This is a genomic window from Enterovirga sp. CN4-39 (assembly GCF_049446235.1).
Classification (GTDB): Bacteria; Pseudomonadota; Alphaproteobacteria; order Rhizobiales; family Beijerinckiaceae; genus Enterovirga.
Genome location: NZ_JBMSEF010000009.1, coordinates 35521 through 62520, shown reverse-complemented (window position 1 = coordinate 62520; position 27000 = coordinate 35521). Strand labels below are relative to the sequence as shown.

Genomic DNA, 27000 nt, shown 5'->3' with positions numbered 1-27000 from the left:
ACGGCCCGCCCTGAACCCTGACGAAGCTGACAGTTGGGGTAAGGGGGCGAGCTTCGCTGCTGCAAGAAGTTCCAGGCTGTTTCGGCGCAGGCCCTGCCGACCTCTCCTCGGGATCGCGTCGCGGAGGGGTCGATGCTCCAGAACATCTTCAGGGCCGGCGCACTCCGCAGGGCGCCGCTGCTGCTCGTGGGTTTGCTTGTGCTGCTGGGCGGAGCCTACTTCACCTGGGCGAGCCTCTTCGGCCGATCCGCTTCATCCGGCGCCGTAACGCCATCGTCGGTTCCCGTGTCCACCGTGGTCGCCGGGCGCTCTGCCATCGATATCACCCGCACCGGGCTTGGCACCGTCACCGCATGGAATACGGCGACGATCACGCCCCAGGTGTCGGGCCAAATCATAGAGGTCGCGTTTCGAGAAGGCGCCCTCGTGCGAAAGGGAGACGTCCTGGTCCGCATTGATCCGCGGCCGTTCCAGGCTGCGCTCGACCAGGCCAAGGCGAAGCTGGAGCAGGATCAGGCCAATCTCATCGCGAGCCAGAAGAACCTCGTTCGCGACCAGACCCTGCTGACCAAGGGCGGGTTTGCAACGCAGCAGACGGTCGACAACGAGATCGCGCAGGTGGACGCCCTGAAGGCCTCCATCGCGGGCGACGAGGGCGCCATCGAGACCGCTCGGCTGAACCTCGAATGGTCCACCATCCTGGCGCCTTTTCCGGGCGTTGCGAGCCTGCGCAACGTCGATGTCGGCAACGTGGTGAGCCCCGTCAGCAGCCTGCTGACCATCACGCAGATCGAGCCGATCGCAGTCGATTTCACCCTGCCCCAGGCGGATCTGGCCGCCGTCACGGCCGCCTTCGAGCGCGGCAAGCCAGTCGTCATCGCCTACGACCAGGAGGGCAAGACGGTTCTCGATCGCGGCGTGCTCGACGTGATCAACAATCAAGTCGATACGACCACCGGGACGATCAAGCTCAAGGCGAGGTTCGACAACCCGGGCCACAGGCTCTGGCCCGGCGCCTTCGTGCAGATCCGCGTCGTCGTCGAGAGCCGCCCGGACGCGATCGCGATTCCGAATCAAGCCGTGCAGCGCGGTCCGGACGGGTTTTACGCGTGGGTCGTGCAGGATGGCCGCGCGCACATGCATCCGCTCACGATCGGGCCGATCCAGGACGATCGGACCATCGTCGAGGCGGGTGTCGCGCCGGGCGACCACGTCGTCGTGAGTGGTCAGTACCGGCTCCGCGACGGCATCCCTGTCGCCGAGAACTCGCCCTCGAGCGAGCACTCGTCAGACCGTGTGGAGGCACGCCGGTGAACCTCTCCGCGATCTTCATCCGTCGTCCGATCGGCACCTCGCTCCTGATGCTGGCGATCGCCGTGATCGGGCTGTCCGCCTACCCGCTCCTGCCCGTCGCGCCGCTACCGACGGTCGATTTCCCGACCATCCAGGTCTCGACGAACCTTCCGGGCGCGAGCCCGGACGTGATGGCGTCGGCGGTCGCAACTCCGCTGGAAAAGCAGCTCGGCACGATCCCCGGGGTGGTCCAGCTCACATCGTCGAACACGACCGGCAGCAGCCAGATAACGGTCCAGTTCGATCTCAGCCGCAACATCGACGGCGCCGCCCAGGACGTCCAGTCGGCAATCACGGCCGCCAGCGGCCAACTCCCGACGAACCTGCCGAACCCACCGACCTTCCGGAAGGTGAACCCGGCGGATCCGCCCATTCTCGTGCTGGGCGTCCAGTCGGACGCGCTTCCCATCACCCAGGTCGACGATCTAGCCGAGAATCTCCTGGCACAGCAGATCTCGCAGCTTTCGGGCGTGGCGCAGGTGGTGATCGGCGGCCAGCAGCAGCTTGCCGTCAGGGTCCAGATCGATCCGGCGAAGCTTTCCGCAAAGGGTCTCACGCTCGACGATGTCAGGGGCGTGATCGCTGAGGCCACGGTCGACGGCGCGAAGGGCACGCTGCGTGGCGACAAGCAGAGCTTCACCATCTTCGACAACGACCAGCTGACGAAAGCCGCCCCCTACAACGATCTCATCATCGCCTATCGCAACGGCGCGCCGATCCGCGTGCGTGACGTCGGCCAGGCCGTCGAAGGGCCGGCCGACACCACCACCGCCGCTTGGGTCAACGGCAAGCGCGCCATCGGGCTGATCGTCTTCAAGCAGCCGGGCGCGAACATCGTCGAGACGATGGACCGGATCCAGGCGGCATTGCCGCGCCTCCAGGCGAGTCTGCCGGGGAGCGTCAAGGTGGTGACGGTCGTGGACCGCACGACCAGCATCAAGGCCTCGGTCGCCGACGTTCAGTTCACGCTGATCCTGACCATTGGCCTCGTAGTCCTGGTGATCCTGATCTTCCTCCGGGACCTTCGCGCGACGATTATCCCCGCGATCGCCGTCCCGATCTCGATCCTGGGCACGTTCGCCCTGATGTACGCCCTCGGCTACAGCCTCGACAATCTCTCGCTCATGGCGCTCACGGTAGCGGTCGGCTTCGTGGTCGACGACGCGATCGTGGTCCTCGAGAACATCACGCGGCACCTGGAGGACGGCATGCCGCCCCTCGAGGCTGCCCTCAAGGGTGCTGGCGAGATCGGCTTCACGGTGGTGTCGATCAGCTTCTCGCTCGTGGCCGTCTTCATCCCGCTGCTCTTCATGGGCGGCATCGTCGGCCGGCTGTTCCGCGAGCTCGCGATGACCTTGACGATTGCGGTGCTGATCTCGGCTTTCGTCTCGTTGACGCTGACCCCGATGCTGGCGAGCCGCTTCCTGAAGGTGACGCATGGGCGCCAGCCAGGCCGGTTCTTCGCGATGACGGAACGAGCCTTCGATGCCCTGGTCAGCGGCTACGCCAGCACGCTCGATATCGGGCTGCGGCACCAGCGGCTGGTGCTTGGGACCTTCCTGGCCACCATCCTTGCCACGGGCTGGCTGTTCTATGAGGTCCCAAAGGGCTTCTTTCCGATCCAGGACACCGGCTACATCCTCGGCCAATCGGAGGCGGGGCAGGATGTCAGCCCGGCCGAGATGGCGCGGCTGGAACAGGCGCTTACGGCCATCGTCAGCCAGGACCCGGATGTGGAGAAGGTCATCTCCGTCATCGGCGGGGCCAGGACGACCAACCAGGGACTGGTCTACATAACCCTCAAGCCGCGAGACGACCGCAAGGCAAGCGCCTCGGAGATCATCGACCGTCTCCGCCCCAGGCTCGCCCAGGTGCAGGGCGCGCAGCTCGTGCTGCAGCCCGCGCAGGATCTCAACGTGGGTGGGCGCCTCGCCCGAGCCCTCTACCAGTACACCCTTCAGGATACCCAGGCGGACGAGCTCAATATCTGGTCCGGACGTCTCTTCGCCCGGCTGAAGCAGCTGCCACAGCTTGCGGATCTCACGACCGACCAGGAAGCGAACGGCCCGACCCTGACGCTGGACATCGATCGCGATGCCGCCGCGCGCTTCGGCATCCAGCCCTCCGCGATCGATGGGGTGCTGGCCGACGCTTTCAGCCAGCAGCAGGTCACCCAGTTCTTCACGCAGTTCAACACGTACAAGGTGATCCTGGAGGTGCCGCCCGACATCCAGGGCACCTTCGACACGCTCTCCAAGCTCTACGTGAAGAGCCCTATCACGGGCGCCCCGGTGCCGCTCACGACCTTCGTCAAGATGGACACCAAGCCGGTGCAGCCGCTGGTGATCGCGCACCAGGGCAGCTTTCCTGCCGTGACCTTCTCGTTCAACCTCAAGGCAGGCGTATCCCTCGGGCAGGCGGTCGACGCGATCAGCGCCGTGCAGCGGGAGATCGGAATGCCGGCCACCATCCAGACCGGTTTCCAGGGCAATGCGCAGGCGTTCCAGGACTCGCTTTCCAGCGAGCCGCTTCTGATCGCGGCTGCGATCTTCGTGATCTACATCGTGCTGGGCATGCTCTACGAGAGCTACATCCACCCGGTCACGATCCTGTCGACGCTGCCCTCCGCGGGCCTGGGCGCCCTCCTGATCTTGTTCGCGATCGGTGAGCAGTTCTCGATCGTCAGCCTGATCGGGCTCGTGCTCCTGATCGGCATCGTCAAGAAGAACGGGATCATGATGGTCGACTTCGCGCTCCAGGCCGAGCGCGAGGAGCATCTGCCACCCCTGGAAGCGATCCGGCGCGCGTGCCTGCTGCGGTTCCGGCCGATCCTCATGACGACGATGTGCGCCCTGCTTGGCGGTCTCCCGCTGATGCTCGGCCACGGTTCCGGCTCGGAGCTGAGACAACCCCTCGGCTATGCGATCGTCGCCGGCCTCGCGGTGAGCCAGATCCTGACGCTCTATACGACCCCCGTGGTCTATCTCGCCCTCGAGCGGCTGCGCGGCCTGCGCGCCGGCTCGCATGGCGCAGCGGGGCGGGGCGAAGAGCCTCGCCCGGCCTGAGCGAGAGGCCTTCCCGCCAGCCCGTACGATCTCCGCTGGGACATGTCCCAGGATGCGCACGGCCCCCACGGCCCCGATCTCAAGAAGTGGCGGGGCCGTTCCGCGGCTCCGAATGCCTCCCGAAAGTGGGGACGTCACATTCCGCAGATCAACCGAAGGAGATCGTCATGAAGAAGCCGCTGTATTCCGTCGCCGCACTCCTGCTCATGTCCGGCGCAGCGCTCGCCGCTCCGGCCGATCCGGCCTACCGCTACCTTGGCACCCATGCGGGCGGCCCCGCCGACGACCTCATCCCGGAGGGACGGCCTGCGCCGACGGTTCGCGTGGTGAAGGACCCCGCCTACCTGTACGGCGGCACCCATGCGGGCGGACCGGCCGACGAGCTGATCCGGGAGGGGCGGCCGGCACCGACGGTCCGCGTCCTCCGAGACCCGGCCTACCGGTATGGCGGCACGCATGCCGGCGGACCGGCGGATGCCCTGAACCCGACCGAGTAGTCCGCATTTCAAAGGCGACGAACCCCGGGACCGCCACGCAGTCCCGGGGTTCGTGTTTCAAGACCATCGCCCGCGACCGTCCTTCAGCCAGCAGCATCGCAAAAGCAGAGCGGTGCGTCCCCGAGCGCATTCAGCTTGGCCAGTTGACCAAAGGTCCCTGTGCTCACCCGCGCTTCCGTCGACCACCATCGGGAATGGCATCGTTGGTCCGCGATCGAGTTGCCGTCGCTCGATACGCCGAACTCAATGTCCGCGAAGGAGGCTGATTGTACGATGCCGCTCCTCGTCAATCCGGCCCGAGCGGGCGGAAACAGGCCGAGAAGGTACGGCCGGATCGGGCGGCGTGAGGCTGCGTGCCCGGGACCGGAAAGCCAACCGTGCCGGGCGATGCAAACCGAAAACTCGCCCTCCCCGGATGTGAGCACGAGGCGTGTGGCCTGCTGGTGCCCATCCAGGCGCTTCGCGGCACGACATCCTGGCCCCCCCAAAGCCGGTTCGGTCGGCCCGGGAGGGCGCCACGTTCAAGGCCCCTCAGGCACGGAAGATGCGCCCGAACAGCGACGACACGGTCGACCTCAGCTTCCTCCGCCAGGCATCCCGCTGGAGGATGTGGTCCAGGCGCTCAGCGGCCTCATAGCCGCTCAGCCTCGTCCCGACATGGCAGGAGCAGAATGCGAAGTGCATCTCCCTGTCGCTCAGATCGAAGAAGTCGGTGCAATCCCCGACCCTGTCACTTTTCAGCCCGGCCGAGCGCAGGAGCGGATCCTCATAGGCGACCGTCAACGGTGAGTTCTCGGAACGGCATTCCCGCCTGGTTGCCTGCGGCAGGTGCTCGATCTCGTTCAGTGACCGAAGCTTGCGGTCAGGATCTGCCCGGAGCAGCGCGATCCAGCGCTCGAGACGCTGCTCGCGGCTCATCCACTCCTGAGACTCCGGGGAACGGACTTCTGCTATCGCTTGCAGTTCGACAAACGGCTTGTGCTCCATGAGCCTTCTCCTCTGAGAAGATCAGGTCGAAGCCCCCACTCTTGTTTGAGGAGACGCCTCCAAGAAAGCAAGCGGAAAGTCGAAGCACCCGAAAAGGCTAAGCTCGGCAAAACCCTTCGCCGGAGAGAGGCTAATCATGTCTGCGACACCATGCGTCCACACGCCCCCCGCCCTGCGGCGCACGGTCTGTCATAACCTGTACTATTCTACCCCTGCCCGCCTTAGCCCCTCTTCAAACCGCGAACGAAATTCTTCGTTGGCGCAGTAGGCGAAATCTGCTCGCATCAGCGAGAGGCTGTAGCCTGGCTTCTTCTTCAGGAGCAGATCCCTTGCCTGCGCTGCCTCCTCAACTCTGGCTTGAAGGCCGAGGAGCGACAGAAGGGCAGTGTACGGAAAGTACGTCGCATTAGACTGCGCAATTGCTTTGCGGGAGAAGAACTCGGCCTGCCCGAGCTCGTCCAGCGCGAAATGCGCCATCGAGCGGACGTGGTAGAAGGTCCACCGATGCGGATCGCGCGGGCTGAGGTCCAGAGCGCGCTCGACGAGGGCGATCGCCTCCTCTTCCCGGCGGCAGAAGACGCACGCGAAGGCGAGGGCAAAGTAGCCCTGTGCGAAGCTCGGATTGAGTTCGATCGTCTTCTCGAGCGCGGCTATGGCCTCGCCGTATCGACCGGAAAGGCAGAGCGCGCGTCCAAGAACGCAGTGGCAAACGGAATCGCGCTCATCCAGCCGCACCGCCGCCTCGGCGGATTCGAGCGCAGAAGCGAGCAGGCGAGGACGTTCGGGCGGCTCCGCGTAGAAGCATTCCTGGAGCTGGACGTAGGAGAGCGCGGCCTGCGCCCGCGCCAGTGCGGGATCGATCCCGATCGCTTTCCGGAACAGCGCCTCGGCCGTCGAGAAGCCCTCCCCCGTGAAGAACCACAGGTGCCAGAACCCACGTTGGTAGCAGTCCCAGGCATCCAGGTTTCCGGGATGCTTGCGGGCGGCAACCTCCTGCTCGACGCTTCCGAGTTCCGGCTCGATCGTGGCTGCGATCTGCCGCGCCATCTCCTCGTGAATGTCGAAGATATCGTCCAGATCGAAGGCGTAGACTTCGGACCAGAGCTGCCGCTCCGACTGTGTCTCGATGAGCTCGACCGCGATCCGGACGTGGTCGCCGCGCTTGCTGAACGAGCCCTCGACGAGGTAGCGGGCGTTCAGGGCATCCCCGATTTCCCGCACGCTCAGCCGGCTGCCCTGGAATGGCTGCGTCGAGTGGCGCGTGAGGACGTCGAGCCATCGTGATCGCCCGAGCAGGCGGATCACGTCCTCGGTGAGGCCGTAGCTGAAATAGGCATAGTCCGGCGTGCCGCTTTCGCACGCGAAGGGAAGAACCGCGACCCGTGGCTTTCTGCCCGCCGTAGGGCTGTGGTCCGAACCGAGTCCAGCAAGGAGCTGATCGGAAATTGTCCCCGCGGCCCGGCCGATCTCGCCGGGCAGGACATGGAACACCCGCACCGGCCGGGTGATGTTCTTTACGCTCTGCTCCCCGGCATCGTGAAAGGAGACGTCAAGCTTGTCCCTGACCTGATCGCGGACGGCTCGCGAAACGCAGATACCGCCGGGCTCCGCCAAAGCTTGGAGCCGCGCGGCGATGTTGACGGCATCGCCGTAGATCTGCTCGGCCTCGCGCACGACATCGCCCACATGGACACCGACCCGGAACCGGACCCCACCGTCAGAGGTGGCGGGGCCGCCCGCGGCAGAGCCTGACAAAGCCTGGAATCGCAGCGCGCAGGCAATCGCCGCGATGACGCTGGAGAATTCGGCGAGGATGCTATCGCCGGCCGTGTTGACCACCCGTCCGCCGCATGCCGCCGCTACGGTTTCGAACAATGAGCGATGATCCCGAAGCGCGCTGAGCGTTCCGATCTCGTTCCCGGCCATGAGCCGCGAATAGCCCGCCACGTCCGCGAACAGGATCGCAGCAAGACGTCTCCGATGCGATGGCGCGCGGTCCGGCGAAGTCGCCGATCTCGGGACCGAACCGGCATTCTGCATGTGGCCCTGCCTTCGAGGCGCGGGGCGGGGATCCTCGACCGCCGCCGCCACGCCGCACTACGGACCGATCGCCATCATCGGAAATACATTGCGGCGGGAGCCACCGAGCAACTCCGAACAGCGTACGGTTTCAGGCGGATCGATCCGTATGAACAGCCTTCACGAGAGCTTTTAGTTCCTGGAGAGATGCGGATCAACTTGGCTCTGATCGGCAGAAATCGCGCGCAGGCGTGACGCCTTTGACCGGTTCAATTCGGCGAGAGCGGTGAGTTGCGCGATCATGGCGACCGCGTCCGCGCGATCCTTCACATCTTCAAGGGCTTCGAGGAGATGACGAAGGCGTTGTGCCCGGTCCTCAAGTTCGAGTGCCTTCTGGTCGAAGTGACCAAGCAGGCGAGCCCGCGCCCGTCTGACCAAGGCGTGGCTCTCGGCATCCATCCGAGGCCCAGCCGACCCTCCCTCCCATCCATCCAGCATCACGTCGCCCTCGGCTTCATTGCCCTGAAAGCGGAGCAGCGATGGTTTCGGATGCCGGCCTTCGTGGATCCGTCTGCTCTTCTGAGCCGCGATCGCAAGACGCTGGGTCGCGCGCCCCAAATTAGGCAACCCAGGCTCTTCGCTTCCAGGCGAATCCGCAATCTGCCCTTCCGGGCTACCTCAAGAGACGCCGAGGGCAGGGATTCCCTCGCCGGACCCTGCCGGCCACGCGGGCACGCCTCAGCAGGCACCCCGAGCTGCCGCTACCGTGATGGGGGTGCGGAGGAGGATGTAGAAGTCCAGCCACACGGACCAGTTCTGAATGTAATACGTATCCTGCGCCTTCTGCACCGCGAGGTCGCCGTTGCTCCTGGCCGAGATCTGCCAGAAGCCCGTCAGCCCGGGTGGAACGCTGGCTCGCAGCCGCCGGAAATCCTCGTCGAAGCCCTGCATATGATAGGCTGGGAAAGGACGCGGCCCGACAAGGCTGATGTGGCCGAGCACAACATTGATGAGTTGAGGCAGCTCGTCGAGGCTGTACTTGCGCAGCAGGCGGCCGATCCGCGGGATCACGCGCGGGTCATCCTGGAGCTTGAAGAAGGCATCCCACTGCGCGCGAGCGGCGGCGTTGCTCGCCAGATGAGCCTTCAGCCGGGCATCCGCATCCACGTACATCGTCCGGAACTTGAGGACCTCGATCACCTTCCCGTCCATTCCCGTACGCGCCTGCCGGAAGAACACCGGCCCGGGCGAGGCGAGCTTGATCGCGAGCGCGATGAGCAACATCACGGGGGACGCAATGATGAGAAGCGGGATCCCGAAAGAGCAATCGAGGCATCGCTTCACGAGAAGGTTTCGCCGCCTGAAGATGCCGCGGGGCACGTCGAAGCCGAATCCGTCGCAGAGCGAGCGCAGCTTCAGGCAGGAGGTCGGGCCGTTCGCCGCCCAATGCGCCAACACGACATGCGCGAAGGGAAGTCTGAGCAGGTCAGAGGACGCGTGCGGGTCCCGCGCCGCGACGAGCACCACCCTGATGCGCCGGCTCAGGCGATCCGCCTCGCTGCTGCGGCCGATCACCGGAAGCGGCAGATCGGGGTTTCGACGCTCGTCCCATTCCGAGTCGGTGTCGATGAATCCGACGATGTCGAGGCCGTATTCGGGCCTGGCAAGGAGAGCGTGCGCCAACGCGATGCTGTGGGGCCCCGTCCCGATCAGCGCGGTGGGGACGCCCCAGAAGCCCGCCCGAACCAGCAGCGCCCGCACGGCCTCGCTCGCATAGAACCCGAGCGGCACGATCAGGATGCCCGCGAGCACCACCTGGCCTACGACGACGTCGGTCAGAACCCTCTCGCCAGCGCCAAGCACGAGCAGGGCCGCGAAGCTGAACAACGCAACGCCAATTCCTCTGGCGCGCAGTCGTTCGACCGGCCCCATCCCCCACTCTGTGTACAGCCCCGCCGCCAGGAAGGCGAAGACGCTGAAGAAGGCGGATGGGATTATCGCGACCAATTCCGCCGGAGCGGGAAGAGCGATTGCCGCGAAGGCTTGGGCCAGGTGGACGATGACTAAATCGGCTGCGCCGAGCGTACCGACGCAGGCCAGCCGCTTGAGGCTGCGCGGTACCTCCCGGGAGCGCCCGCCGGCCTCCGCCGCCGCGACCTGGCGGATCGCGACGGACCGGCTGCTTCCTTGGGGCACGTCAAGTCCGGGTGAGCTTGCGTCCATTGCTGCACCCCCGGCGCATGAAAGCGCCACACGAGACTACGCGGTGACGGGCAGGCCAGGCGGGCGGTTATTCGGCCGCCATCGTTGGCAGCGGCATCCTGTGCTCGACCAGGCCGACCTGCTGCTCGATCCACTCGTAGGTCGGAACCAGCCCTTCCTTGACGAGCGTCTTCGGCTCCCAGCCGAGCACCTCCCGCAGCCTCGTGTTGTCGCTGTTCCGGCCGCGCACACCCTGCGGCCGCGAGGTATCGTGAACCTTGATGATCCGCTTCCCGGCGATCTCGGCCACGATGTCCACCAACTGGTCGATCGAGACGAGTTCGTCCGTGCCGAGATTTAGCGGCGCCGCATGGTCGGACTGCATGATCCGGTAGATGCCTTCCACGCAGTCGTCGACGTACATGAACGAACGCGTCTGCTGGCCGTCGCCCCAGATCTCAACCATGTCGCCGCTCGCCGCCATGGCTATCTTGCGGCAGATCGCGGCCGGCGCTTTCTCACGCCCTCCGTCGTAGGTGCCGAGCGGGCCGTAGACGTTGTGGAACCGGACCGAGCGCGTCTTGAAGCCATAATCGGCATCGAAGTACTCGCAGAGCTTCTCCATGAAGAGCTTCTCGAGGCCGTATCCCTCCTCCGGCTGGGCGGGAAACGCATCCTCCTCCCGGAGAGGCACGACGTCGGGCTTGTCCTGCAGATACATCGGATAGACGCAGGCCGAAGAGGAGAACAGGAACCGCTGCACCCCGCTCGCCCGCGCGGCTTGGAGCATATGCGCGTTGATCAGGGTGTTGTTGATCGAGATCGTCGCGTGCGAGCCGCTGATGTAACCGATGCCGCCCATGTCGGCCGCGAGGTGGTAGACCTCGTCCACCCCTTCCACGACCCCCTCGCAGTTATCCATTTCACGAAGGTCGCAGAGGGCGAATTCATCGGCAGGCGAAGCCTCGAAAGATGGAGCCTTGATGTCGGCACCACGCACGCGATAGCCTTTTGCCATTAGGTATTTGACCAGATGATGCCCAATAAATCCGCCGGCACCCGTGACAAGAGCAAACTTCCGCGACATCCCTGATCTCCTCTGAGCTTCAGCAATATCTAACGAAGTCAGTACTTTTGATATTGCGCGTAAGGAGTAATTCCTGGAGCACGCGACATAATCTTACCAAACGATGCCGCGAGCCAACGCCCCAGGTACCGTCCCCGCCAGCAGACGCCTAAGCGTGAGCGGCCGTTCGTAGCCGAGCCACGGGATCCTTCGAGGAGGAGAGCAGCGCCTCGAAATACGCGATGGTCCGCGCGAGCCCTGCCTCGAGCGGGACCTTCGGGGCCCAGTGCAGAAGGTCTCGTGCCTTCGAGATTTCGGGGCAACGCTGCCTGGGGTCGTCGACCGGTAGCGGACGCCGCACCAGTTCGGAACGCGAGCCCGTAAGTTCGATGACCTTCTCGGCGAGTTCCAGGATCGTGATCTCGGCCGGATTTCCGAGGTTCACGGGCGTCGACAGGTCTCCGCCGACGTTCATCAGGCGCACGAGACCTTCGACCAAGTCATCGACATAGCAGAAGGAACGGGTCTGCTGGCCCTCCCCATAGATCGTGATCGGCTCGTTCCGAAGCGCCTGCATGATGAAGTTCGACACCACGCGGCCGTCTTCCGGGTGCATGTTGGGCCCGTAGGTATTGAAGATGCGGGCGACGCGGATCGGCAGCTTGTGCTGACGGTAGTAGTCGAAGAAGAGCGTCTCGGCGCAGCGCTTCCCTTCGTCGTAGCAGGCCCTCGGACCGACGACGTTCACTCGCCCCCAGTACTCCTCGACCTGAGGATGGACCTCGGGGTCTCCATAAACTTCGCTGGTCGAACTCTGCAGGATGGGGCAGCGCAGCCGCTTTGCGAGCCCCAGCATGTTGATGGCGCCGAGGATGCTCGTCTTCGTCGTCTGGACTGGGTCGCGCTGATAATGGATCGGCGAGGCCGGGCAGGCGAGATTGTAGATCTCGTCGACCTCCACGTAGAGCGGGAACGTGACATCATGGCGCATCAGCTCGAGGCGGCGAACATCCGTCACGTTATCAAGGTTGGCCCGGCTCCCAGTGTAGTAGTTGTCGACGCAAAGAACGTCGTGACCCTCGGTGACCAGCCTTGCACAGAGATGTGAGCCTATGAAGCCGGCCCCGCCCGTCACGAGTATCCTTTTCATCGCTTGATCCTTGATTGCGCGTGCATAGCAGGCGCCTTCAATGGACCCGCCGCAATCGCGCATGCGGATTGGTATCGACCCACGTCTATTCTGAAAGAGGTACTTCCCATTCTGGCTTGCGGGTCGCAGAGCGCCCGCGTCGTGCAGGGATCACAGGATCCAAGGCCGCCGGCGCAAGTACCCCGAAATGGCCGCCAAGCTTGCCGTCGTTGCACGCCTCACCTGCCGCTCGCTCGCCGTAACGTTCCAGCGGGCCGCATCTGGGCTGGCCCCAGCGTCATCAGGGCGTCAGGAGGCGAGAATGCAGAAGCGGATCAGGCCGCTGATCATGTGCGGCGGGGCTGGAACACGGCTCTGGCCAGCGTCGCGTGAGACGATGCCGAAGCAGTTCCTCCCGCTCCTTGGTAATCGGTCAAGCTTCCAGCAAACCTTGCTGCGCACCCAGGATGCCGATTGGGCCGGCACGCCGCTGATCATCGCCAACGAGGCCTATCGTTTCATCATCGAGCGGCAGCTCAGCGAGATCGACGCGGTCGCGGACCTCCTCCTCGAGCCGATCAAGCGGGACTCAGCGCCGGCCATCATGGCGGGCACCCTCGCCCTCTCGCAGGACGACGCCAAGACGCCCGTCCTGGTGCTCGCGGCCGACCACCACGTGTCCGACGCCGTGGCCTTCAACAGCGCTGTGCGCGACGGCCTTCAGGCTGCCTGCGACGGCTGGATCGTGACGTTCGGCGTGAACCCGACCCGTGCAGCAACCGAGTTCGGCTATATCGAGCCTGGCCCGGCCGCATCGGGCAAGGCCGCGAAGGTCCGCCGCTTCAGCGAGAAGCCTGATCCGGACACGGCCGCCAGGCTGATCGCCCAGGGCGGCCTCTGGAATTCCGGAAACTTCCTATTCTGCGCGGAGACGCTGCTCGGGGAGTGCGAGCGGCTCGTGCCGTCGTCGCTGTCGGCCGTACGCGCCGCCGTCGCCCGGAGCCAAACGATCGCAGGGGCCCGTGTCCTAGCGGCCGACGAATTCAGTCGCGCCGAGGGAACCTCCATCGACTACGCCGTCATGGAGCACACCGACCGCGCGGCCGTCGTGCCGGTCTCCTGCGGATGGTCCGACATCGGCAGTTGGGACGCGTTGTGGTCTCTGTCGGACCAAGACGATGCCGGCAACGTGCCGCGCGGCGAGGTGGCGCTCGTGGATGCGAGCGGATGCTTCGTCTGGACAAACCGCCAGGTCACATCGCTCCTCGGCGTGCACGATCTCGTGGTCGTGGCGGACGAGGACGCAATCCTGATCGCCGACCGCAACCGGAGCGCCGAGGTCAAGCAGGTCGTCCAACTGCTCAAGTCCAAGGGCAGAACGGAGGCGAGTGCCCACGCCCGGGTTCATCGTCCTTGGGGCTGGTATGAGGCTCTCGATCGCGGCGAGCGCTACCAGGTCAAGCGCATCGTAGTCCATCCGGGCGGCCGCCTGTCGCTTCAGAAGCACCGCTTCAGAGCCGAGCACTGGGTTGTTGTGAGCGGCCAGGCCCACGTGACGGTGGGAGAGGAAGTAAGCATCCTCGGCGCCAACGAGCACGCCCACATACCGCTCGGAGCCGTCCACCGGCTGGAGAACTTCGGCAACACGCCGGTCGTGCTCATCGAAGTCCAGTCCGGCTCCTACCTCGGGGAAGACGATATCGTCAGGCTCGAGGACATCTACAACCGCGAGGCCGTCCCGCGTTCGGAAGCCCCATCCCACCTCGGCGAGGAAGCGCGCCGCGACGTCGGCGCGGCCGGCTCGTAATCCTCCAGCGGATCCGGCTCCCCAGAGTAACCCGTAATTGACGTTCTACGGGGGCCCAACAGATGGCAAGATCGCTCTAGTCAACTGTGTAGACACTGAGAATTATGAGGCCTCCACTTCCGCCAAGCGATCATTGAGCTTGGACATTCGGAGGCCTCATCTTCCAGCTACCCCCGCGAACTTGCCCGGAGAAAGAAATGCGCGTTCTCATTTCCGGCGGAAACGGCTATGTCGGACGGGAGCTCGCAACCCTCCTCGCTCCTGGCCACGAAGTCTGCGTCCTCGACAACTTGCGGTACGGGCGGGTCCGGTTCACCGAGCACGACCTGAAGCGGCTCCGGTTCGAGGTGGCGGACATAACCGACCGGACGGCGGTCGACAGAGTCGTCAAGTCGTTCCGGCCGGAGGTCGTCGTCCACCTGGCCGCCATACATTATATTCCCGAATGCGAGGCCGACCCGGCAGGCGCGATTGCGACGAACGTCGTTGGAACGACGAACCTTCTTCTCGCAACCGAGCCCGGCTGCCGGTTCGTCTTCGCCAGCAGCGGCGCGGTCTATGCCCCCGCTGCCGAGCCGCACGCCGAATCCTCCGAGTTGAAGCCGAGCGACATCTACGGCTTCACGAAGCTCCAGGCGGAGGATTACGTCCGACACATCGCACGCGATCGCCGGCTCGAGGCGGTCGTCGTTCGCCTGTTCAATGTGATCGGGCCGGGGGAGACGAATCCCCATCTCGTGCCGGAGATCGTGGCTCAGCTGAAATGCGGCCGGGCGACGATCAAGCTCGGCAACATCTGGCCCAAGCGCGACTATGTGCACGTCGCCGATGCCGCGCGAGGCTTTGCAGCCACGGCGCTCAGCAGCGCCGTCTCCCCGGGAGAGACCGTGATCGTCAATCTCGGGACGTCGCGGAGCTATTCCGTGGCCTCGGTCCTGCGGAAGCTCCGCCGTATCGCCGGGGTACACTTCGTTCTCGAGCGGGACGAGAGCCGTGTCCGGCCCGTGGACCGGCCGTTCCTGGCTGCCGATAACAGCCTGATCCGCCGATTGTTCGGCTGGAGCCCGAACCACACGATCGAGGACGCGCTCGCCGATCTCTGGAGCAATCCGGACCTGTCCGACGCCCTGTTGGCGAGATATCGGTGATGCGCGTTCTCGCCGCGATCGTCATTCCTCCGCACATGAGCGCGAGCGGCGCCGTGCGGGCGGGCGAAAGGCTGAGCGCAGAGCTCTCGCGCCACTGCGACGTCACCGTCGCAAGCATGATGAACGGCAAGGCCGTCGACCGCCGGATCAAGGGTATCGGGTCCGTCGAGCGGCTTGAGATCCGTTCGAGACTGCCGCTCCTCCTTCCATGGTCCCGCATCCCGCAGGGCTACGGCACACCCTTCTACAGCTCCGACATCCCGGAGATCGTACGTCGGGAGAGCTTCGATCTCGTCCACATCCACAACCCGATGCCGGGGCTGGAGATGGAACGGGTCGGCAATGCCTGCCGGCAGCGGGGTATCCCCTACGTGATCTCGACCCACGGCTACAACGAGATCGCCAATGGCGAGGCTATCCACCGCTTCTCGGTGGCGCGACGGCTGGCATGGCGAACGCTGGTCTCGGACCCGGTACGGCGGGTGACGGCCAACGCGGACGGCGTTTTCGCGCTCTCGCCGGCCGATGTGGCGATCGTTCGTCGGATGGGCTTCGAGGGCGAGATCTCGATCGTCACGAACGGGGTCGATCTTCCGCCCGAAAACGCGAGCGCGACCGACGAGGCCGCCCTTCATCGCTACGCCATCCCGCCCCGCGGTGAAGACGACGTTCCCACCTTCATGTTCCTCGCCAACCACACCCCGAACAAGGGACTTCCGGTCCTGCTCGAAGCGTTCCGGGGCGTGCGCTCGCCTTACCGGCTGATCCTTGGGGGCGAGCAGCGCGGCGGCATCGACTACGACGGGGCGAAAAAGGCCTGCGAGCCCGGCCAGGAGATCATCGTCACGGGCCGGCTGGAGGATGAGGAGGTTTCGGCGCTGCTCCGGCGCTCCGACCTGTTCGTGTTTCCCACGCTTGCAGACACGCTGCCTCTGGTCGTGCTGGAGGCCATGGCCCACGGCAAGCCGGTGCTGGCGTCGCGCGTCGGTGGCATCCCCTTCCAGCTCGATGGCGAGAGCGGCGTGCTGGTGCCACCCGGGGACCCGGCCGCCCTGGCTGCCGAGATCGAGAGACTTGCTCGCTCGCCCGACAGGCTCGCCGAAATGGGCCGGCATGCCCGGGGGCGCGTTGAGGCGCATTTCACCTGGCCAATTGCTGCGCAGCAAGCGCTGGCCGGCTACGAGCGCGTGCTCCGCCGGGAGGTCCGCGTACCGGCGAGATCTCGGTCCCGATTGCTCCCCCTCCAGCAGGATACGTTGGGATGAAGGTCGGGTTGGCGCGTCGTGGCGGAACTGGCGGTTCATTTGCTCCAGTTGCCGGCCCGAGGTTCGGAGCTATGGAGCCCGTGCTCCCCCTAGCTTTGTTGCCGATTCCGTCCGTGCCCCTAGCGGCGGGCGCGTACGACCGACGTGGGGTGTCGCCTCGGACGGTCCGGCCAAGCCTCGCGCAGGCTGCCGCTCGATGAGCGGGATCGAGCGGATCGAGGAGGCGCAGCGCGGATTTCCGCGGTGGGTCCCCGTCGTGCCGCCGCAGGTTCTGCGTGCATTCTGGACGCTTTCGGATCAGGCCGTCGTCAGCATCGGCTCGTTCGCGCTCAGCGTCCTCCTGGCACGCCGCTTCGTGCCGGCCGACTACGGGACCTACGCGCTTCTTGTCGGGGGCATGCTGATGCTCCAGATGGCGCTTGCCTCGCTTGTCTTCCATCCTCTTTCCATATTCAGGAGCATGGCGAGCGAGGAACGCCGAAGCCGATACACCTGGACAAGCCTCGTCATCGCCGGCCTTCTTTGCCTGCCTCTCGCGGCCATACTCGCGGCAGGTCTGCTCTCGACCGGGCGAACGGACCTCATCGGGCCTGCGCTCTGTTACTTCCTGAGCTGGCAGGTCCACGAAGCCGCGAGGCGCAACCTGCTCACGGATTTCAGGTTCTGGGATGCCCTGCCCGGTGACCTTATCGGCTACCCGGGCCAGGCGATCGTCGCATTGGGCCTCTTCGGCCTCGGCGATCTAACGCTCCGGGCTGTCCTGATCTGGGGATCGGCGACGTTCCTGATCGGCAGCGCGGCGCATTTTGCACGGCTCGAGCTGAAGCGCGGCAGCATTTCGGAGCTCCTCGGGGACGCACGTGCATTTTGGGCGACCGGGCGATGGTCGCTGCTTAGCAACGCCCTCTCGTTCGTCCGACTCATGGTCTCGCCCTGGACGCTCGCCTTTCTTCACGGTCCCGCCGCGACCGGCATGTTGCAGGCGGCGTCGAATCTCGTGGCGGTGACCAACCCGATCGTCACGGGTCTGTGCAATGTCGTCCCTCAGACGGCGGCGCGGGAGCGGCATCACGGGATAGGACGCGCGCTGAGGGCCTCGGCTTCCTACGGCTTGGTTGGCCTGCCGCTGATCGCGCTCACTTACGGTGTGGCCTTCGCTTTCCCGGAGCAACTCCTGCAGCTCGTGTACGGGGGGAACTCACCCTACGCCGCGTTCAGCAGCGGGGTACGCATCCTGGTCGTCGGCGCTTTCCTGACCTACACGACCGAACTGATCTGCGCGTTCTTCCACGGGATCGACCAGCCGCGCACGGCTTTCCTGACAAACGCCGCCGGCGCGGCCGCAGCCGGAATGCTCGCGTTCCCGATGATCTGGCTGTGGGGCGCCACCGGCGCCTGCTGGGTGGTGGCGGCCACCAGCGCTGTCCGGCTGATCACGGCTTGCCTCCTGCTCTCGAGGATGATGGCGCATGACGCTCGCTAGCGACGCTCGCCCTTTCGCGAGTTCGGGGCATGGGGCGACGTATCCCGCCACTCACAAGCTGCACATCCGGCATGTACTGATCGATGCCCAGGACAGGAGGGCGCAGGCGGGCCGCGCGACCGCGCTCGCTCTCGCCCAGGCGGAGGCCGATGTCGAAGCCGAGGTTGAATTGGTCGTGCTCCGCGCCGGCCAGCATCCGGCCTCCGACATCTGCGAATTGCCCACCCAGTTCCTTCCCGCTGAAATTGATCAGCGGACGGGGCGGATGGGCTCGCTCAATCCGGAGATCATGGCCGTCCTCGACTCCTACCGCCCAGGCACCCTCTTTCACCTTCACGGCGGCAGCGAGTTCGTCTTCCTGCAACTCGGCCGGAGGCTGCGGCGACGCGGCACTCCCTATCTGGTCACGACGCACGGCGCCTATGCCGAGGCGATCGGGAAATCCCGGATGCCCGGGCAGCTTGGCCCTGGCCTTGCCCGCCGGCTCCTCTGGAAGTCGTTTTTCGAGGGAGCGGAGTTGGTCTTCGTCTCCTCACCCGCCGAACGAGACATGCTCCGCGGGATCGCATCCCGCAGCCGGCTATCGCCCAACTGGGGCGTCCCGCGCTTCTCGGCCGGCGCCAGGCCGGCCGAGAGCCTAGCCCCGAATCGCAATTGCCCTGCCCTCGACCTTCCCCTTCCAATGAAGGTCCGCGCTGCCTGAGGAGACGCCAAGGTGATCGTGACCGTTGTCACCCCGACCCTCAATGGCGTCGGCTATCTTCGCCAATGCATCGAGTCCGTGAAACGGAACCATGGGCAAGGCTACGAGGTCGACCACGTTATCGTCGACGGCGGCAGCACCGATGGGACGGTCGAACTCGCCCAGTCCTATGGGCTGCGAATACGCCAGGGGCGCGACGACGGCATCTTCGATGCTATCAACAAGGGCTCTTTCGACTCCAAGGGCGACCTTCTCGGGTTTCTCGGCGCCGACGACGTGATGCTCGATGGAGCGCTGCAGGCGGTGACGGAGGCTCGGCGCAAGCGCGGGCGGCGCTGGATCGTCGGGGGCATCCGCTGGATCGACGAAAAGGGCCTGTCGCTCGGGGAACTCGCCGCACCTCCCGCGTGGATGACGACCCGGATGCATGTGTGTCTCGGCTGGAACCCGATCATGCACATGTCGACGTACATCGCGCGCGACTTCTTCGAAGAGCTCGGCGGCTTCGACAAGCGCTTCCGGGATTCCGGTGATTACGACCTTTTCGCGCGGGCCCTCGCGCGCAGCCCCTACGAGCGGCTGCCGCAACCGCTTACATGCTTCCGGCGGACCGGCGAGAACAACAGCGCCATCCATTTCGCCCGCACGAGGGCCGAAAATCGCTCCGTGCGGGAGGCGTTCGGACCGCGGTCTGAGACCGAGCGCGCGTTCTGGCGGTTCGTCCTGCGGGCCTGGATGAACGGCCGCAATCCACGCTGGATGATGGCCAAGTTCACCGGGGCCGCCCAGCATCGGCTCGGGTTGCAGGAGAAGGCCTATTTTTGAGCGGGCGAGCGCCCGCGCCATGGGTGTGGCGGGGGCTCCATTCGCGGCGATTGCCGGCCCTGCACCGCGGCCGATCTCGCCAGACCGGCCCGATCTCCACGACCGCTATGTCGGCCTCCTGTTCTTTGCCCTGGTCGGCTACGCAACATTGGGGAAGGGTTTCGCATATCTGGGCATCGCGCCGCTCTTCATCGGCGAGGTCGTTCTCGCGCTCGGCCTCCTCGCTCTGCTTCGGTCAGGCTGCCTCGTAGCGATCTGGGCCGGGTTGCCCAATCTCCTGCTTCTCTGCCTTATGACCTGGGTATTGGCCCGCACGGCGCCTTTCGTCGGCGCCTACGGGCTCAATGCCCCCCGAGACAGCATGGTCGTGATGTACGGCCTCTTTGCCCTGATCGTCACGGCATTGCTTATCGAGAAGCCCGCGAGGCTCGGCCGCGTGCTGCAATCCTACGCGCGGTTTGCCTGGTTCTACGGGATCTTCGGCGGCCTGATCTACCACGCCACCAACCCCGGCTTCCTGGGCTCGTCGGGAGCGTTCCAGCTTCCGCAGGTCCGCGCGGGCGAGGCAGCCGTGCACCTCGCGGGAGCTGGAGTGTTCATGGTGGTCGGCCTTGGGAAGTCGACCCGGATGTGGTGGTTCCTCTTCCTGGTCAGCGTCGTCATGGTCGTCCCGAGCCGCGCCGCCATGCTGACCTGCCTTCTGCCGCTCATACTCGGCGTCATTCTCTCTGGGCAGTTGGGACGGGTGCTTCCCGGGCTGGGGATAGGCCTCCTGATCCTTCTTGCGGCCTATGCCGCCGATTTCGAAATCGAGACACCGGGGGGGCGCAGCGTCGGCCCCGTGCAGATGGTGGAGAACGTGGAGAGCATCGTGGGCCGCAGCGAGGCCTCGAACCTCGACGGCACGAAGCTCTGGCGGCTGCGATGGTGGCAAAGCATCCGCGATTACACGTTCGGCGGCGATTACTTCTGGACGGGAAAGGGCTTCGGCGTGAACCTCGCTGAGGCGGACGGGTTCACGCTCGAGGCGGGTCCTTCTGCGCTGAGAAGTCCACATAACGCACATATGACGATTCTCAGCCGCACAGGCGTGCCCGGGCTCTTTCTGTGGAGCGCGACCGGCTTGGCCTGGTTCGGCCTCCTTGCGCTCGCCGCCCTCCGGGCAAAGCTGGAAGGGCTTCACCAGTGGAGCGGGATATTCATCTGGATCCTGTGCTACGGGGCGGGAATCATCATCAATTCGTCATTCGATGTGGCGCTGGAAGGCCCCATGCTGGGCATCTGGTTCTGGTCGATCTTCGGCCTGGGCGTCGGCGCCATGATGATCTTCGCCGCCAGGGACAGGCTCTTGGCGGCCTGAAGGCGACCGCAGGCAGACGCTGGCGCTCCATCGCGCAGGACGGTTTCCACGCCTCCGGTTGTCTCTCCCGGCCGAGAGGGCGGGAGAGCTGGCCGAGTTCCTCGGCTTAGCGCCCCGGATCCGACCAGCGATTGTTCAGCAGCGTATTGAGAGTCGTGCAGGCCCAGTCGTATTCGGCCGAACCCGCAGCAGGCTTTTCCTTGCTGCAGATTTCCGCGAAGCGCCTCAGCGACGCGGGATCGCGCGTCACCGTCCCATGGAGGGAGGCCACATAGGCCTCGAGCGCGGCGACCTTACCCGTGAGGCGCTTCACTTCTTCCGCGAGCACCTGCATGGCTTCCGCTGTGTCGGCGGGTAGCTCTCTCATGTTTTCCTCCCTTTTCAGGATGAAAGCAGATTGCCGCCTGCCTGTTCCAGACTTTTCGTCAGGCGAGCGCCGAGCAAGCGGCCGAGTTTTCGGCGGGGGAGCGCTCGCTCTCCCGGACGGATGAATCAAGGCGGACCTCCAGGCCCGAAGAATCGCACGACGCTAGCGACAATACATCTACAATCGAACGTACCCTTAGGACGATTTGCCTTTATGATCCTGAGATTTGCCCCCGCGGCCGGTTTGTAATTTTGTAGCTAGCGATTGAACGTGGACGGCTACGTTCTCGATTTGGGAGGGCCACGCGATGGTTGCTCCTTCCGACAAGATTTTTCCTCTCGGCGTCCTGATCGACTACTGGAACCTGCAGCCGGATATTCCCGGTTCGGGAAAGATCAGGATTTGCGTCAACAGCTACAAGTGCCGCAATCCGGCCTTCGGTGGGACCGTCAAAGAGGAGATGATCAAGGACGCTTTCCTGGGTGTGAGCAAGTGGAAGATCGTCGCCGAGGCGGGCGGGGCGAAAAAATACGTGGACGCATTTGTCGGGAAGGGATCTCCCGATACGATCACGACGATCCTTGAGCTCGTCTACAAGTACAAGGACGACTTCCTGAAAGCGTATGGAAAATCTCAGACGGAGCCGTACAAGGCCTGTGCCCGCATCCTCAAGGCTGATTCCTCCCCGGAAGCGATGTTGCAGGCCTTCTGCGACGCATTCATCGGGCTCGACTGCAACGGCTTCGTCGGGAACTTCGTTCAACGAGCGAATCACGCGCTGAAGCTGGAGGCATCGTCATCGATCAAGACCGGGTTCTACTCGGCCCGGAAGGCGGTTCGGAAGAGCCCGGAGGAGATCCGGGACCGCGATCTCGTGATCTGGTCGAATTTCCTCCACATCGCCGCCGTCGACCACGTCCAGCCGGAGACCGGGAGGGTGATGGTGGCCCAGTCCACGGCCGGCGGCCCCCAGGCGAACAACCACAAACCGGTTGCGGTCAATGGAGGGCTCTTCCGCTTCGACCCGCCGGCGACGCGGTTCGGCGGCCAAGTCTACATCCTCGATGTGGGATTATCGGAGCCGGCAAAGCAGGCCGTCTCTCCCTAGGCACCCGCTCGGCCTGCAACGCCGAGATAGCGGTCCAGCGCCGCCCCATCCTGCAGGAGCGCCGCGCTGTTGGCGCGATGCGCGATCGCCCCGCGTTCGAGGATGACGGCCTCGTCGGTCACACGCAGGATCTTCTGGGCGTGCTGCTCGACGATGATGGCCGACATGCCTTCTTCACGCAGGATTCTCTGCAACGCCGCGAGCAATTCCTCGATGATGATGGGCGCGAGACCCTCGGTCGGCTCGTCCAGCAGCATGAGCCTCGGATTGAGGACAAGTGCGCGACCGATCGCCAGCATCTGCTGCTCGCCACCAGATAGCTGGTTGCCCATGTTGGAGCGCCGCTCCTTCAGGCGCGGGAACAGGCGGTAGACGCGCTCGACCGTCCAAGGTCCGGGACGAGCGACGGCCGTCATGTTCTCCTCGACAGTGAGCGAGCGGAAGATGTTTCGCTCCTGCGGCACCCAGCCGATCCCGGCCTCCGCCCTCCTTTCGGGGCCGAGCCTGGTGATGTCGCGGCCCGCAAGCACGATCGACCCGCCGCGATGGCGGGTCACGCCAATGATCGTGTTGAGAAGCGTCGTCTTGCCGACGCCGTTGCGGCCGAGGACGGCCAGCGAGCGCCCACCCTTGAGGCGAAGCTGGATACCGTCGATGACGACGGCCTCGCCATAGCCGGCCCGCAGGCCATCGAGAACCAGGAGGTCGTCGCTCAAAGGCCGCCCTCCCCGAGATAGACGGCCCGGACGCGGGGATCCGACGACACCTGGGCCACCGTACCCTCCGCGAAGAGAGCGCCATTCACCAGCACCGAGATGCGTTCCGCAAAGGAGAAGACGAGGTCCATGTCGTGCTCGATCAGCAGAACGGACACATCCCGCGGCAACCCAGCCACCACGGCCAGCAATTCCTGTCGCTCGGCTGCCGGGACGCCCGCCGCCGGCTCGTCAAGCAGCAGCACGCGCGGCCTCGCCGCAAAAGCCAGAGCAATCTCCAGGAGGCGCTGCTTGCCGTAAGGGAGGGTGGCGGTCCGCTCTTCCAGGACGTCGGTCAGGCCAAAACGCGCCGCCGCCTCCTCGATCTCGGCCATGATCGGGCCGCTCGCGCCGAGGTTGCGCCACCAATGCCAGCCGCCGCCGAGCCGCTCGGAGACGACGAGGCCGATCGACTCGAGCGGAGTCAGGCCCGGGAAAAGCTGGTTGATCTGGAAAGTGCGGGCGAGGCCGCGTCGGACTCGGGCATCGGGCGACAGCCGCGTCACCTCCGCACCGTCGAGCAGCACCGAGCCGGCGGTCGGGGTGAGAACGCCCGTCAAGAGATTGATGAAGGTGGTCTTGCCGGCACCATTCGGCCCGATGAGCGCATGACGCGCCCCTTTCTCGAGGCGGAAGCTCACGGCATCAGTCGCCGTGATGCCGCCGAAGCTCTTGCTTAGCCTTATGGTTTCAAGCGCGGCCGTCATGGCTTTCGCTCCCGCCCAGCCCAGGACCGGCGGCCGAGCAGTCCGAGGCCGCCGCCGAGCAGATGGCCGAGGCCGGCGCTGATCCGCTCGCGTCCGACGAGAACCAGGCAGACGAGGATAAGGCCGATCCAGAACAGCCAGTATTGCGGCGTGAGGGTCGCGAAGGCGTCCTGAAGAAGCTTGAAGACGACGGCTCCGATGAGCCCTCCATAGAGGTAGCCGGCTCCGCCGATGACGAGCACGAGCAGAACGTCGGCCGAGCGGTGGAACTCGAGCACATCGAGCGAGACGAACTGGGTGGTCTGTGCGAGGAGCGCCCCGGCAACGCCGGCATAGCCCGCCGAGAGGGTGTAGACGGCCACGAGGCGCCGGTTAGCCGGCACCCCGACTGCCCGCGCGCGCAGGGGATTGTCCCTGACCGCCATCAGCGAAAGGCCGTAAGGCGAGTACACGACCCGGCGCGCGAGCAGAAACAAAAGAAAGAGGATTGCGAGCGTGTAGGCGTGGGCGACCCTGCCGAAAATGTCGAACTCAAACAGGCCGAGGATGGGTCCCATCGACACGCCCTGGAGCCCATCGGCGCCGCCCGTCAGCCACGATGCCTGGTTGGCGATCTCTCCGAACACCAAGGCGACCCCGAGCGTCACCATGAGCCGGGTGAGGTCCGCCCCCCGCAGGACCAGGAAGCTCGTGACGTATCCCGCGAGCGCTGCCGCGAGGGCCGATGCGCCGAGCCCGGCGAGCGGGTCGGAGATCCCATGCTTGGCGAAAAGACCGGCCACATAGGCGCCAAGGCCGAAGAAGGCTGCATGGCCGAGCGAGACGATGCCGGCATAGCCGAGGATGAGGTCGAGCGAGAGGGCGAAGAGGGCGAGGATCGCGATCTCGCTGGCGAGAAGGTGCTTGTCGCTCACCAGGAAGAGCGAGCCAAAGGCGGCGAGCCAGAAGACGATTTCGGGCCAGCGCCAGCGGGAGCGGTGCTGCAGGCCTCCCTCGACGGTCCCGGACAGCGGCATCGCCTCACCGGGCACGGGCGAAGAGCCCCTGCGGCCGAAGCACGAGGACGACGATCATGAGGGTGTAGATCACGAAGGCCCCGAAGGCGGGCACGTAGTACTTTCCGGCGACGTCCGCGATACCGAGGATGAGCGAGGCGACGAAGGGCCCGACGATGCCGGACGTGCCCCCGACGGTCACCACGATCAGGAAGTAGATCATGAACTTGAGGGGGAAGGTCGGGTCGAGGCCGAGGATCTCCGCCCCGAGCGCGCCGCCGAGCCCGGCAAGGCCGGATCCGACCGCGAAGGTGACGGCGAAGATCGCACCCACATTGATGCCGAGCCCGCGTGCGACCCGAGGATCGTCCACGGCAGCCCGCAGACGGCTTCCGAAACGGGTCTTCGTGAGCGTGAGTTGAAGGCTGACCACCAGGACCGCGCAGACGGCGATGATGAAGGAACGGTAGAGCCCAACCTGCACGCCGGCGACCTCCACACGTCCCTGGAGCCAGGCCGGCAAGCGCATGAACTGCTGCTGCGAGCCGACGAAGTAGTCGACGCCCGCTACCGCCATGAAGGTGAGCCCGATCGAGAAGAGCACCTGGTCGAGATGCGAGCGGCCGTACAGGTGGACGTAGAGCGTCCGCTCCAACAGGAGGCCTATCGCGCCTGGGATGAGGAACGCGAAGGGCAGCGTCGCGATGAACGGGACGCCCCAGCGGTTCAGCATGAGCGCGCTGACATAGCCCCCCGCCATGGCGAAGGCGCCGTGAGCGAGGTTCACGAAATTCATCAGTCCCAGCGTCACGGCCAGCCCGCAGGCGAGCACGAAGAGCAGCATGCCGTAGGCAATGCCGTCGAACAGGATGGTCAGCACGGGACGCGCGAGACGGCGCGCCGGATGCGTCGCGCCGAGCTGGACATCACCCGGCGCCGGTTCAGTTCGACTTCGCGGCCTTCACGGGATCCTTGACGTCCGCGATGGTCTCGAACTCGACGTTGTAGAGTTCGCCCCCTACCCTCTCGACCTTGCGGACATAGACGTTCTGGACGATGTCCCGCGTCTTGGGGTCGATCGAGACGGGGCCGCGGGGGCTGAGCCAACTGAGGCTCTTCATCGCGTCGACGAGCGCCTGGCCGCCCTGCCCGTTCGTCTTCTTCAGGCCCTCGTAGATCACATGCATGCCGTCGTAGCCGCCGACGGCCATGAAGTTCGGCCGCATGTTCGCAGCCTTCCGGAACTCGGCCACGAAGGTCTTGTTCTCCGGGCTGTCATGCGCGGCCGAGTAATGGTGGCTGGACACGACACCAAGCGCCACCTCGCCCATATCGTTGAGGATGTCATCGTCCACGACATCCCCGGTCGAGATGAGCCGGATGCCGGACTTGTCGAGCCCGCGCTCGGCGAATTGCTTCATGAGCTGAGCGCCGACGCCCGAGGGAACAAAGGTGAAGAGAGCGTCTGGCTTCGCATCCGCAGCCCGCTGCAGGAAGGGCGAGAAATCCGGATTGCGCAGTGGCACGCGGAGGTTCTCGACGGTGCCGCTGCCCTTGGCGAGGGTCTCCGAAAAGGCCTTTTCGGCGTCGATCCCCGGTCCGTAGTCGGAGACAAGCGTCACGACCTTCCTGAGCCCGTTCTTGGAGGCCCATTCCGCCATCGGGGTTGCGACCTGCGCGAGCGTGAAACCCGAGCGAACGATGAAAGGCGAGGCTTCGGTAATGGTCGAGGTGGCGGCGCACATCACGACGGCCGGCACCTTCGCCTGGGTGGCGAGCGGGGCTGCCGCCAGCGCAAGCGGCGTCAGGCCGAAGCCTGCGAGCACCGACACCTTGTCGTTGACGATCAATTCCTGGGCGAGCCGCTTCGTCACGTCCGCCGTGCCGGTATCGTCCTTCACGATGACCTGCACCTTGCGTCCGGCAACCGTGTCGCCATGCTGCTGCTGGTAGAGCTTCACAGCCGCCTCGACCTGGCGGCCCGTGGACGCGAAGGGTCCGCTCATCGGGAGGATCAGGCCGATCCTGATCGGCTCCTGCGCCCATGCGTTGCCGCTGGCCAGCGCGGCCGACAGCATCGCTGCGCCGGCCAAGAGCTTGCGCCTGTTCGTCATCCCGATCCCTCCCGGAACTTTGCACTTTCTTATCTTGGCGGCCGC

23 protein-coding genes are annotated in these 27000 nt (G+C 65.4%); 11 read left to right on the top strand and 12 right to left on the bottom strand.

Annotated elements, in window-relative coordinates:
* Positions 1 to 132: 132 nt before the first annotated feature.
* The 3 genes from ACO2SS_RS15740 (at position 133) to ACO2SS_RS15730 (ending at position 4915) form a co-directional block, all read left to right on the top strand.
* Positions 133 to 1314 carry an efflux RND transporter periplasmic adaptor subunit gene (locus ACO2SS_RS15740; protein ID WP_423278637.1) on the top strand — a complete coding sequence of 394 codons (1182 nt, stop codon included), beginning with the start codon at positions 133 to 135 and terminating at the stop codon, positions 1312 to 1314.
* A complete protein-coding gene (locus ACO2SS_RS15735) occupies positions 1311 to 4418 on the top strand; it encodes an efflux RND transporter permease subunit (RefSeq protein WP_423278636.1) in 3108 nt (1035 codons plus the stop codon). Before ACO2SS_RS15740 ends, ACO2SS_RS15735 begins: the two co-directional genes overlap by 4 nt.
* A gap of 167 nt (positions 4419 to 4585) precedes the next feature.
* Positions 4586 to 4915: a hypothetical protein gene (locus ACO2SS_RS15730; protein WP_423278635.1), complete on the top strand. Its 330-nt coding sequence runs from the start codon at positions 4586 to 4588 to the stop codon at positions 4913 to 4915.
* A 531-nt stretch (positions 4916 to 5446) separates the two neighbouring features.
* Here the strand turns inward: ACO2SS_RS15730 and ACO2SS_RS15725 are convergent.
* The 6 genes from ACO2SS_RS15725 to ACO2SS_RS15700 all read right to left on the bottom strand — a co-directional run bounded on the left by ACO2SS_RS15725 (position 5447) and on the right by ACO2SS_RS15700 (position 12339).
* Positions 5447 to 5833 (bottom strand): hypothetical protein, encoded by a 387-nt coding sequence (locus tag ACO2SS_RS15725; RefSeq protein ID WP_423278634.1) that lies wholly within the window; start codon positions 5831 to 5833, stop codon positions 5447 to 5449.
* A 270-nt stretch (positions 5834 to 6103) separates the two neighbouring features.
* Positions 6104 to 7942, bottom strand: coding sequence for an adenylate/guanylate cyclase domain-containing protein (locus tag ACO2SS_RS15720; RefSeq protein ID WP_423278633.1), 1839 nt, complete (start codon positions 7940 to 7942; stop codon positions 6104 to 6106).
* Positions 7943 to 8113: 171 nt separating this feature from the next.
* Entirely contained in the window at positions 8114 to 8539 is a 426-nt protein-coding gene (locus ACO2SS_RS15715; RefSeq protein WP_423278632.1) for a hypothetical protein, read from the bottom strand.
* Positions 8540 to 8659: 120 nt separating this feature from the next.
* Positions 8660 to 10117: a sugar transferase gene (locus ACO2SS_RS15710; protein WP_423278631.1), complete on the bottom strand. Its 1458-nt coding sequence runs from the start codon at positions 10115 to 10117 to the stop codon at positions 8660 to 8662.
* A gap of 94 nt (positions 10118 to 10211) precedes the next feature.
* On the bottom strand, positions 10212 to 11210 hold the full coding sequence (locus ACO2SS_RS15705) for an NAD-dependent epimerase/dehydratase family protein (RefSeq protein ID WP_423278630.1): 999 nt from the start codon (positions 11208 to 11210) through the stop codon (positions 10212 to 10214).
* A 148-nt stretch (positions 11211 to 11358) separates the two neighbouring features.
* A complete protein-coding gene (locus ACO2SS_RS15700; protein WP_423278629.1) occupies positions 11359 to 12339 on the bottom strand; it encodes a UDP-glucuronic acid decarboxylase family protein in 981 nt (326 codons plus the stop codon).
* 301 nt (positions 12340 to 12640) lie between these two features.
* Here ACO2SS_RS15700 and ACO2SS_RS15695 point away from each other — a divergent pair, with 301 nt between their 5' ends.
* The 7 genes from ACO2SS_RS15695 (at position 12641) to ACO2SS_RS15665 (ending at position 20909) form a co-directional block, all read left to right on the top strand.
* Positions 12641 to 14125 carry a mannose-1-phosphate guanylyltransferase/mannose-6-phosphate isomerase gene (locus ACO2SS_RS15695; protein ID WP_423278628.1) on the top strand — a complete coding sequence of 495 codons (1485 nt, stop codon included), beginning with the start codon at positions 12641 to 12643 and terminating at the stop codon, positions 14123 to 14125.
* Positions 14126 to 14322: 197 nt separating this feature from the next.
* The gene (locus ACO2SS_RS15690) at positions 14323 to 15273 is read left to right on the top strand and encodes an NAD-dependent epimerase/dehydratase family protein (RefSeq protein WP_423278627.1); all 951 of its coding nucleotides are present in this window, start codon (positions 14323 to 14325) and stop codon (positions 15271 to 15273) included.
* Positions 15273 to 16538, top strand: a complete 1266-nt coding sequence (locus tag ACO2SS_RS15685; RefSeq protein WP_423278626.1) for a glycosyltransferase family 4 protein — start codon at positions 15273 to 15275, stop codon at positions 16536 to 16538. Before ACO2SS_RS15690 ends, ACO2SS_RS15685 begins: the two co-directional genes overlap by 1 nt.
* Before the next feature lie 196 nt (positions 16539 to 16734).
* On the top strand, positions 16735 to 18021 hold the full coding sequence (locus ACO2SS_RS15680; protein WP_423278625.1) for a lipopolysaccharide biosynthesis protein: 1287 nt from the start codon (positions 16735 to 16737) through the stop codon (positions 18019 to 18021).
* Complete coding sequence (locus tag ACO2SS_RS15675; protein WP_423278624.1) at positions 18008 to 18724, top strand: glycosyltransferase; 717 nt, start codon at positions 18008 to 18010, stop codon at positions 18722 to 18724. Before ACO2SS_RS15680 ends, ACO2SS_RS15675 begins: the two co-directional genes overlap by 14 nt.
* A 12-nt stretch (positions 18725 to 18736) precedes the next feature.
* A complete protein-coding gene (locus ACO2SS_RS15670) occupies positions 18737 to 19549 on the top strand; it encodes a glycosyltransferase family 2 protein (protein ID WP_423278623.1) in 813 nt (270 codons plus the stop codon).
* A 19-nt stretch (positions 19550 to 19568) separates the two neighbouring features.
* A complete protein-coding gene (locus tag ACO2SS_RS15665; protein WP_423278622.1) occupies positions 19569 to 20909 on the top strand; it encodes an O-antigen ligase family protein in 1341 nt (446 codons plus the stop codon).
* A 106-nt stretch (positions 20910 to 21015) separates the two neighbouring features.
* Here ACO2SS_RS15665 and ACO2SS_RS15660 read toward each other — a convergent pair whose 3' ends face one another.
* Positions 21016 to 21276, bottom strand: coding sequence for a hypothetical protein (locus tag ACO2SS_RS15660; protein WP_423278621.1), 261 nt, complete (start codon positions 21274 to 21276; stop codon positions 21016 to 21018).
* A gap of 307 nt (positions 21277 to 21583) precedes the next feature.
* Here ACO2SS_RS15660 and ACO2SS_RS15655 point away from each other — a divergent pair, with 307 nt between their 5' ends.
* Positions 21584 to 22384: a hypothetical protein gene (locus ACO2SS_RS15655; protein ID WP_423278620.1), complete on the top strand. Its 801-nt coding sequence runs from the start codon at positions 21584 to 21586 to the stop codon at positions 22382 to 22384.
* On the opposite strand, the gene ACO2SS_RS15650 is transcribed toward ACO2SS_RS15655, so the two are convergent.
* The 5 genes from ACO2SS_RS15650 to ACO2SS_RS15630 form a co-directional block, all read right to left on the bottom strand.
* A complete protein-coding gene (locus ACO2SS_RS15650; protein ID WP_423278619.1) occupies positions 22381 to 23100 on the bottom strand; it encodes an ABC transporter ATP-binding protein in 720 nt (239 codons plus the stop codon). The genes ACO2SS_RS15655 and ACO2SS_RS15650 overlap by 4 nt on opposite strands.
* Positions 23097 to 23846, bottom strand: a complete 750-nt coding sequence (locus ACO2SS_RS15645; RefSeq protein WP_423278618.1) for an ABC transporter ATP-binding protein — start codon at positions 23844 to 23846, stop codon at positions 23097 to 23099. The genes ACO2SS_RS15650 and ACO2SS_RS15645 overlap by 4 nt, the downstream gene beginning before the upstream one ends.
* Entirely contained in the window at positions 23843 to 24862 is a 1020-nt protein-coding gene (locus ACO2SS_RS15640) for a branched-chain amino acid ABC transporter permease (protein ID WP_423278617.1), read from the bottom strand. The genes ACO2SS_RS15645 and ACO2SS_RS15640 overlap by 4 nt, the downstream gene beginning before the upstream one ends.
* Before the next feature lie 4 nt (positions 24863 to 24866).
* Positions 24867 to 25721 (bottom strand): branched-chain amino acid ABC transporter permease, encoded by an 855-nt coding sequence (locus ACO2SS_RS15635; protein ID WP_423278616.1) that lies wholly within the window; start codon positions 25719 to 25721, stop codon positions 24867 to 24869.
* A gap of 61 nt (positions 25722 to 25782) precedes the next feature.
* On the bottom strand, positions 25783 to 26955 hold the full coding sequence (locus tag ACO2SS_RS15630; RefSeq protein WP_423278615.1) for an ABC transporter substrate-binding protein: 1173 nt from the start codon (positions 26953 to 26955) through the stop codon (positions 25783 to 25785).
* Between the last annotated feature and the right edge of the window lie 45 nt (positions 26956 to 27000).

Coding starts and splice junctions, on each gene's coding strand:
- ACO2SS_RS15640 (WP_423278617.1), bottom strand. CDS start 24,862: ATGCCGCTGTCCGGGACCGTCGAGGGAGGCCTGCAGCACCGCTCCCGC.
- ACO2SS_RS15645 (WP_423278618.1), bottom strand. CDS start 23,846: ATGACGGCCGCGCTTGAAACCATAAGGCTAAGCAAGAGCTTCGGCGGC.
- ACO2SS_RS15685 (WP_423278626.1), top strand. CDS start 15,273: ATGCGCGTTCTCGCCGCGATCGTCATTCCTCCGCACATGAGCGCGAGC.
- ACO2SS_RS15665 (WP_423278622.1), top strand. CDS start 19,569: ATGGGTGTGGCGGGGGCTCCATTCGCGGCGATTGCCGGCCCTGCACCG.
- ACO2SS_RS15725 (WP_423278634.1), bottom strand. CDS start 5,833: ATGAGCCGCGAGCAGCGTCTCGAGCGCTGGATCGCGCTGCTCCGGGCA.
- ACO2SS_RS15695 (WP_423278628.1), top strand. CDS start 12,641: ATGCAGAAGCGGATCAGGCCGCTGATCATGTGCGGCGGGGCTGGAACA.
- ACO2SS_RS15675 (WP_423278624.1), top strand. CDS start 18,008: ATGACGCTCGCTAGCGACGCTCGCCCTTTCGCGAGTTCGGGGCATGGG.
- ACO2SS_RS15730 (WP_423278635.1), top strand. CDS start 4,586: ATGAAGAAGCCGCTGTATTCCGTCGCCGCACTCCTGCTCATGTCCGGC.
- ACO2SS_RS15680 (WP_423278625.1), top strand. CDS start 16,735: ATGAGCGGGATCGAGCGGATCGAGGAGGCGCAGCGCGGATTTCCGCGG.
- ACO2SS_RS15690 (WP_423278627.1), top strand. CDS start 14,323: ATGCGCGTTCTCATTTCCGGCGGAAACGGCTATGTCGGACGGGAGCTC.
- ACO2SS_RS15720 (WP_423278633.1), bottom strand. CDS start 7,942: ATGCAGAATGCCGGTTCGGTCCCGAGATCGGCGACTTCGCCGGACCGC.
- ACO2SS_RS15705 (WP_423278630.1), bottom strand. CDS start 11,210: ATGTCGCGGAAGTTTGCTCTTGTCACGGGTGCCGGCGGATTTATTGGG.
- ACO2SS_RS15740 (WP_423278637.1), top strand. CDS start 133: ATGCTCCAGAACATCTTCAGGGCCGGCGCACTCCGCAGGGCGCCGCTG.
- ACO2SS_RS15700 (WP_423278629.1), bottom strand. CDS start 12,339: ATGAAAAGGATACTCGTGACGGGCGGGGCCGGCTTCATAGGCTCACAT.
- ACO2SS_RS15630 (WP_423278615.1), bottom strand. CDS start 26,955: ATGACGAACAGGCGCAAGCTCTTGGCCGGCGCAGCGATGCTGTCGGCC.
- ACO2SS_RS15655 (WP_423278620.1), top strand. CDS start 21,584: ATGGTTGCTCCTTCCGACAAGATTTTTCCTCTCGGCGTCCTGATCGAC.
- ACO2SS_RS15660 (WP_423278621.1), bottom strand. CDS start 21,276: ATGAGAGAGCTACCCGCCGACACAGCGGAAGCCATGCAGGTGCTCGCG.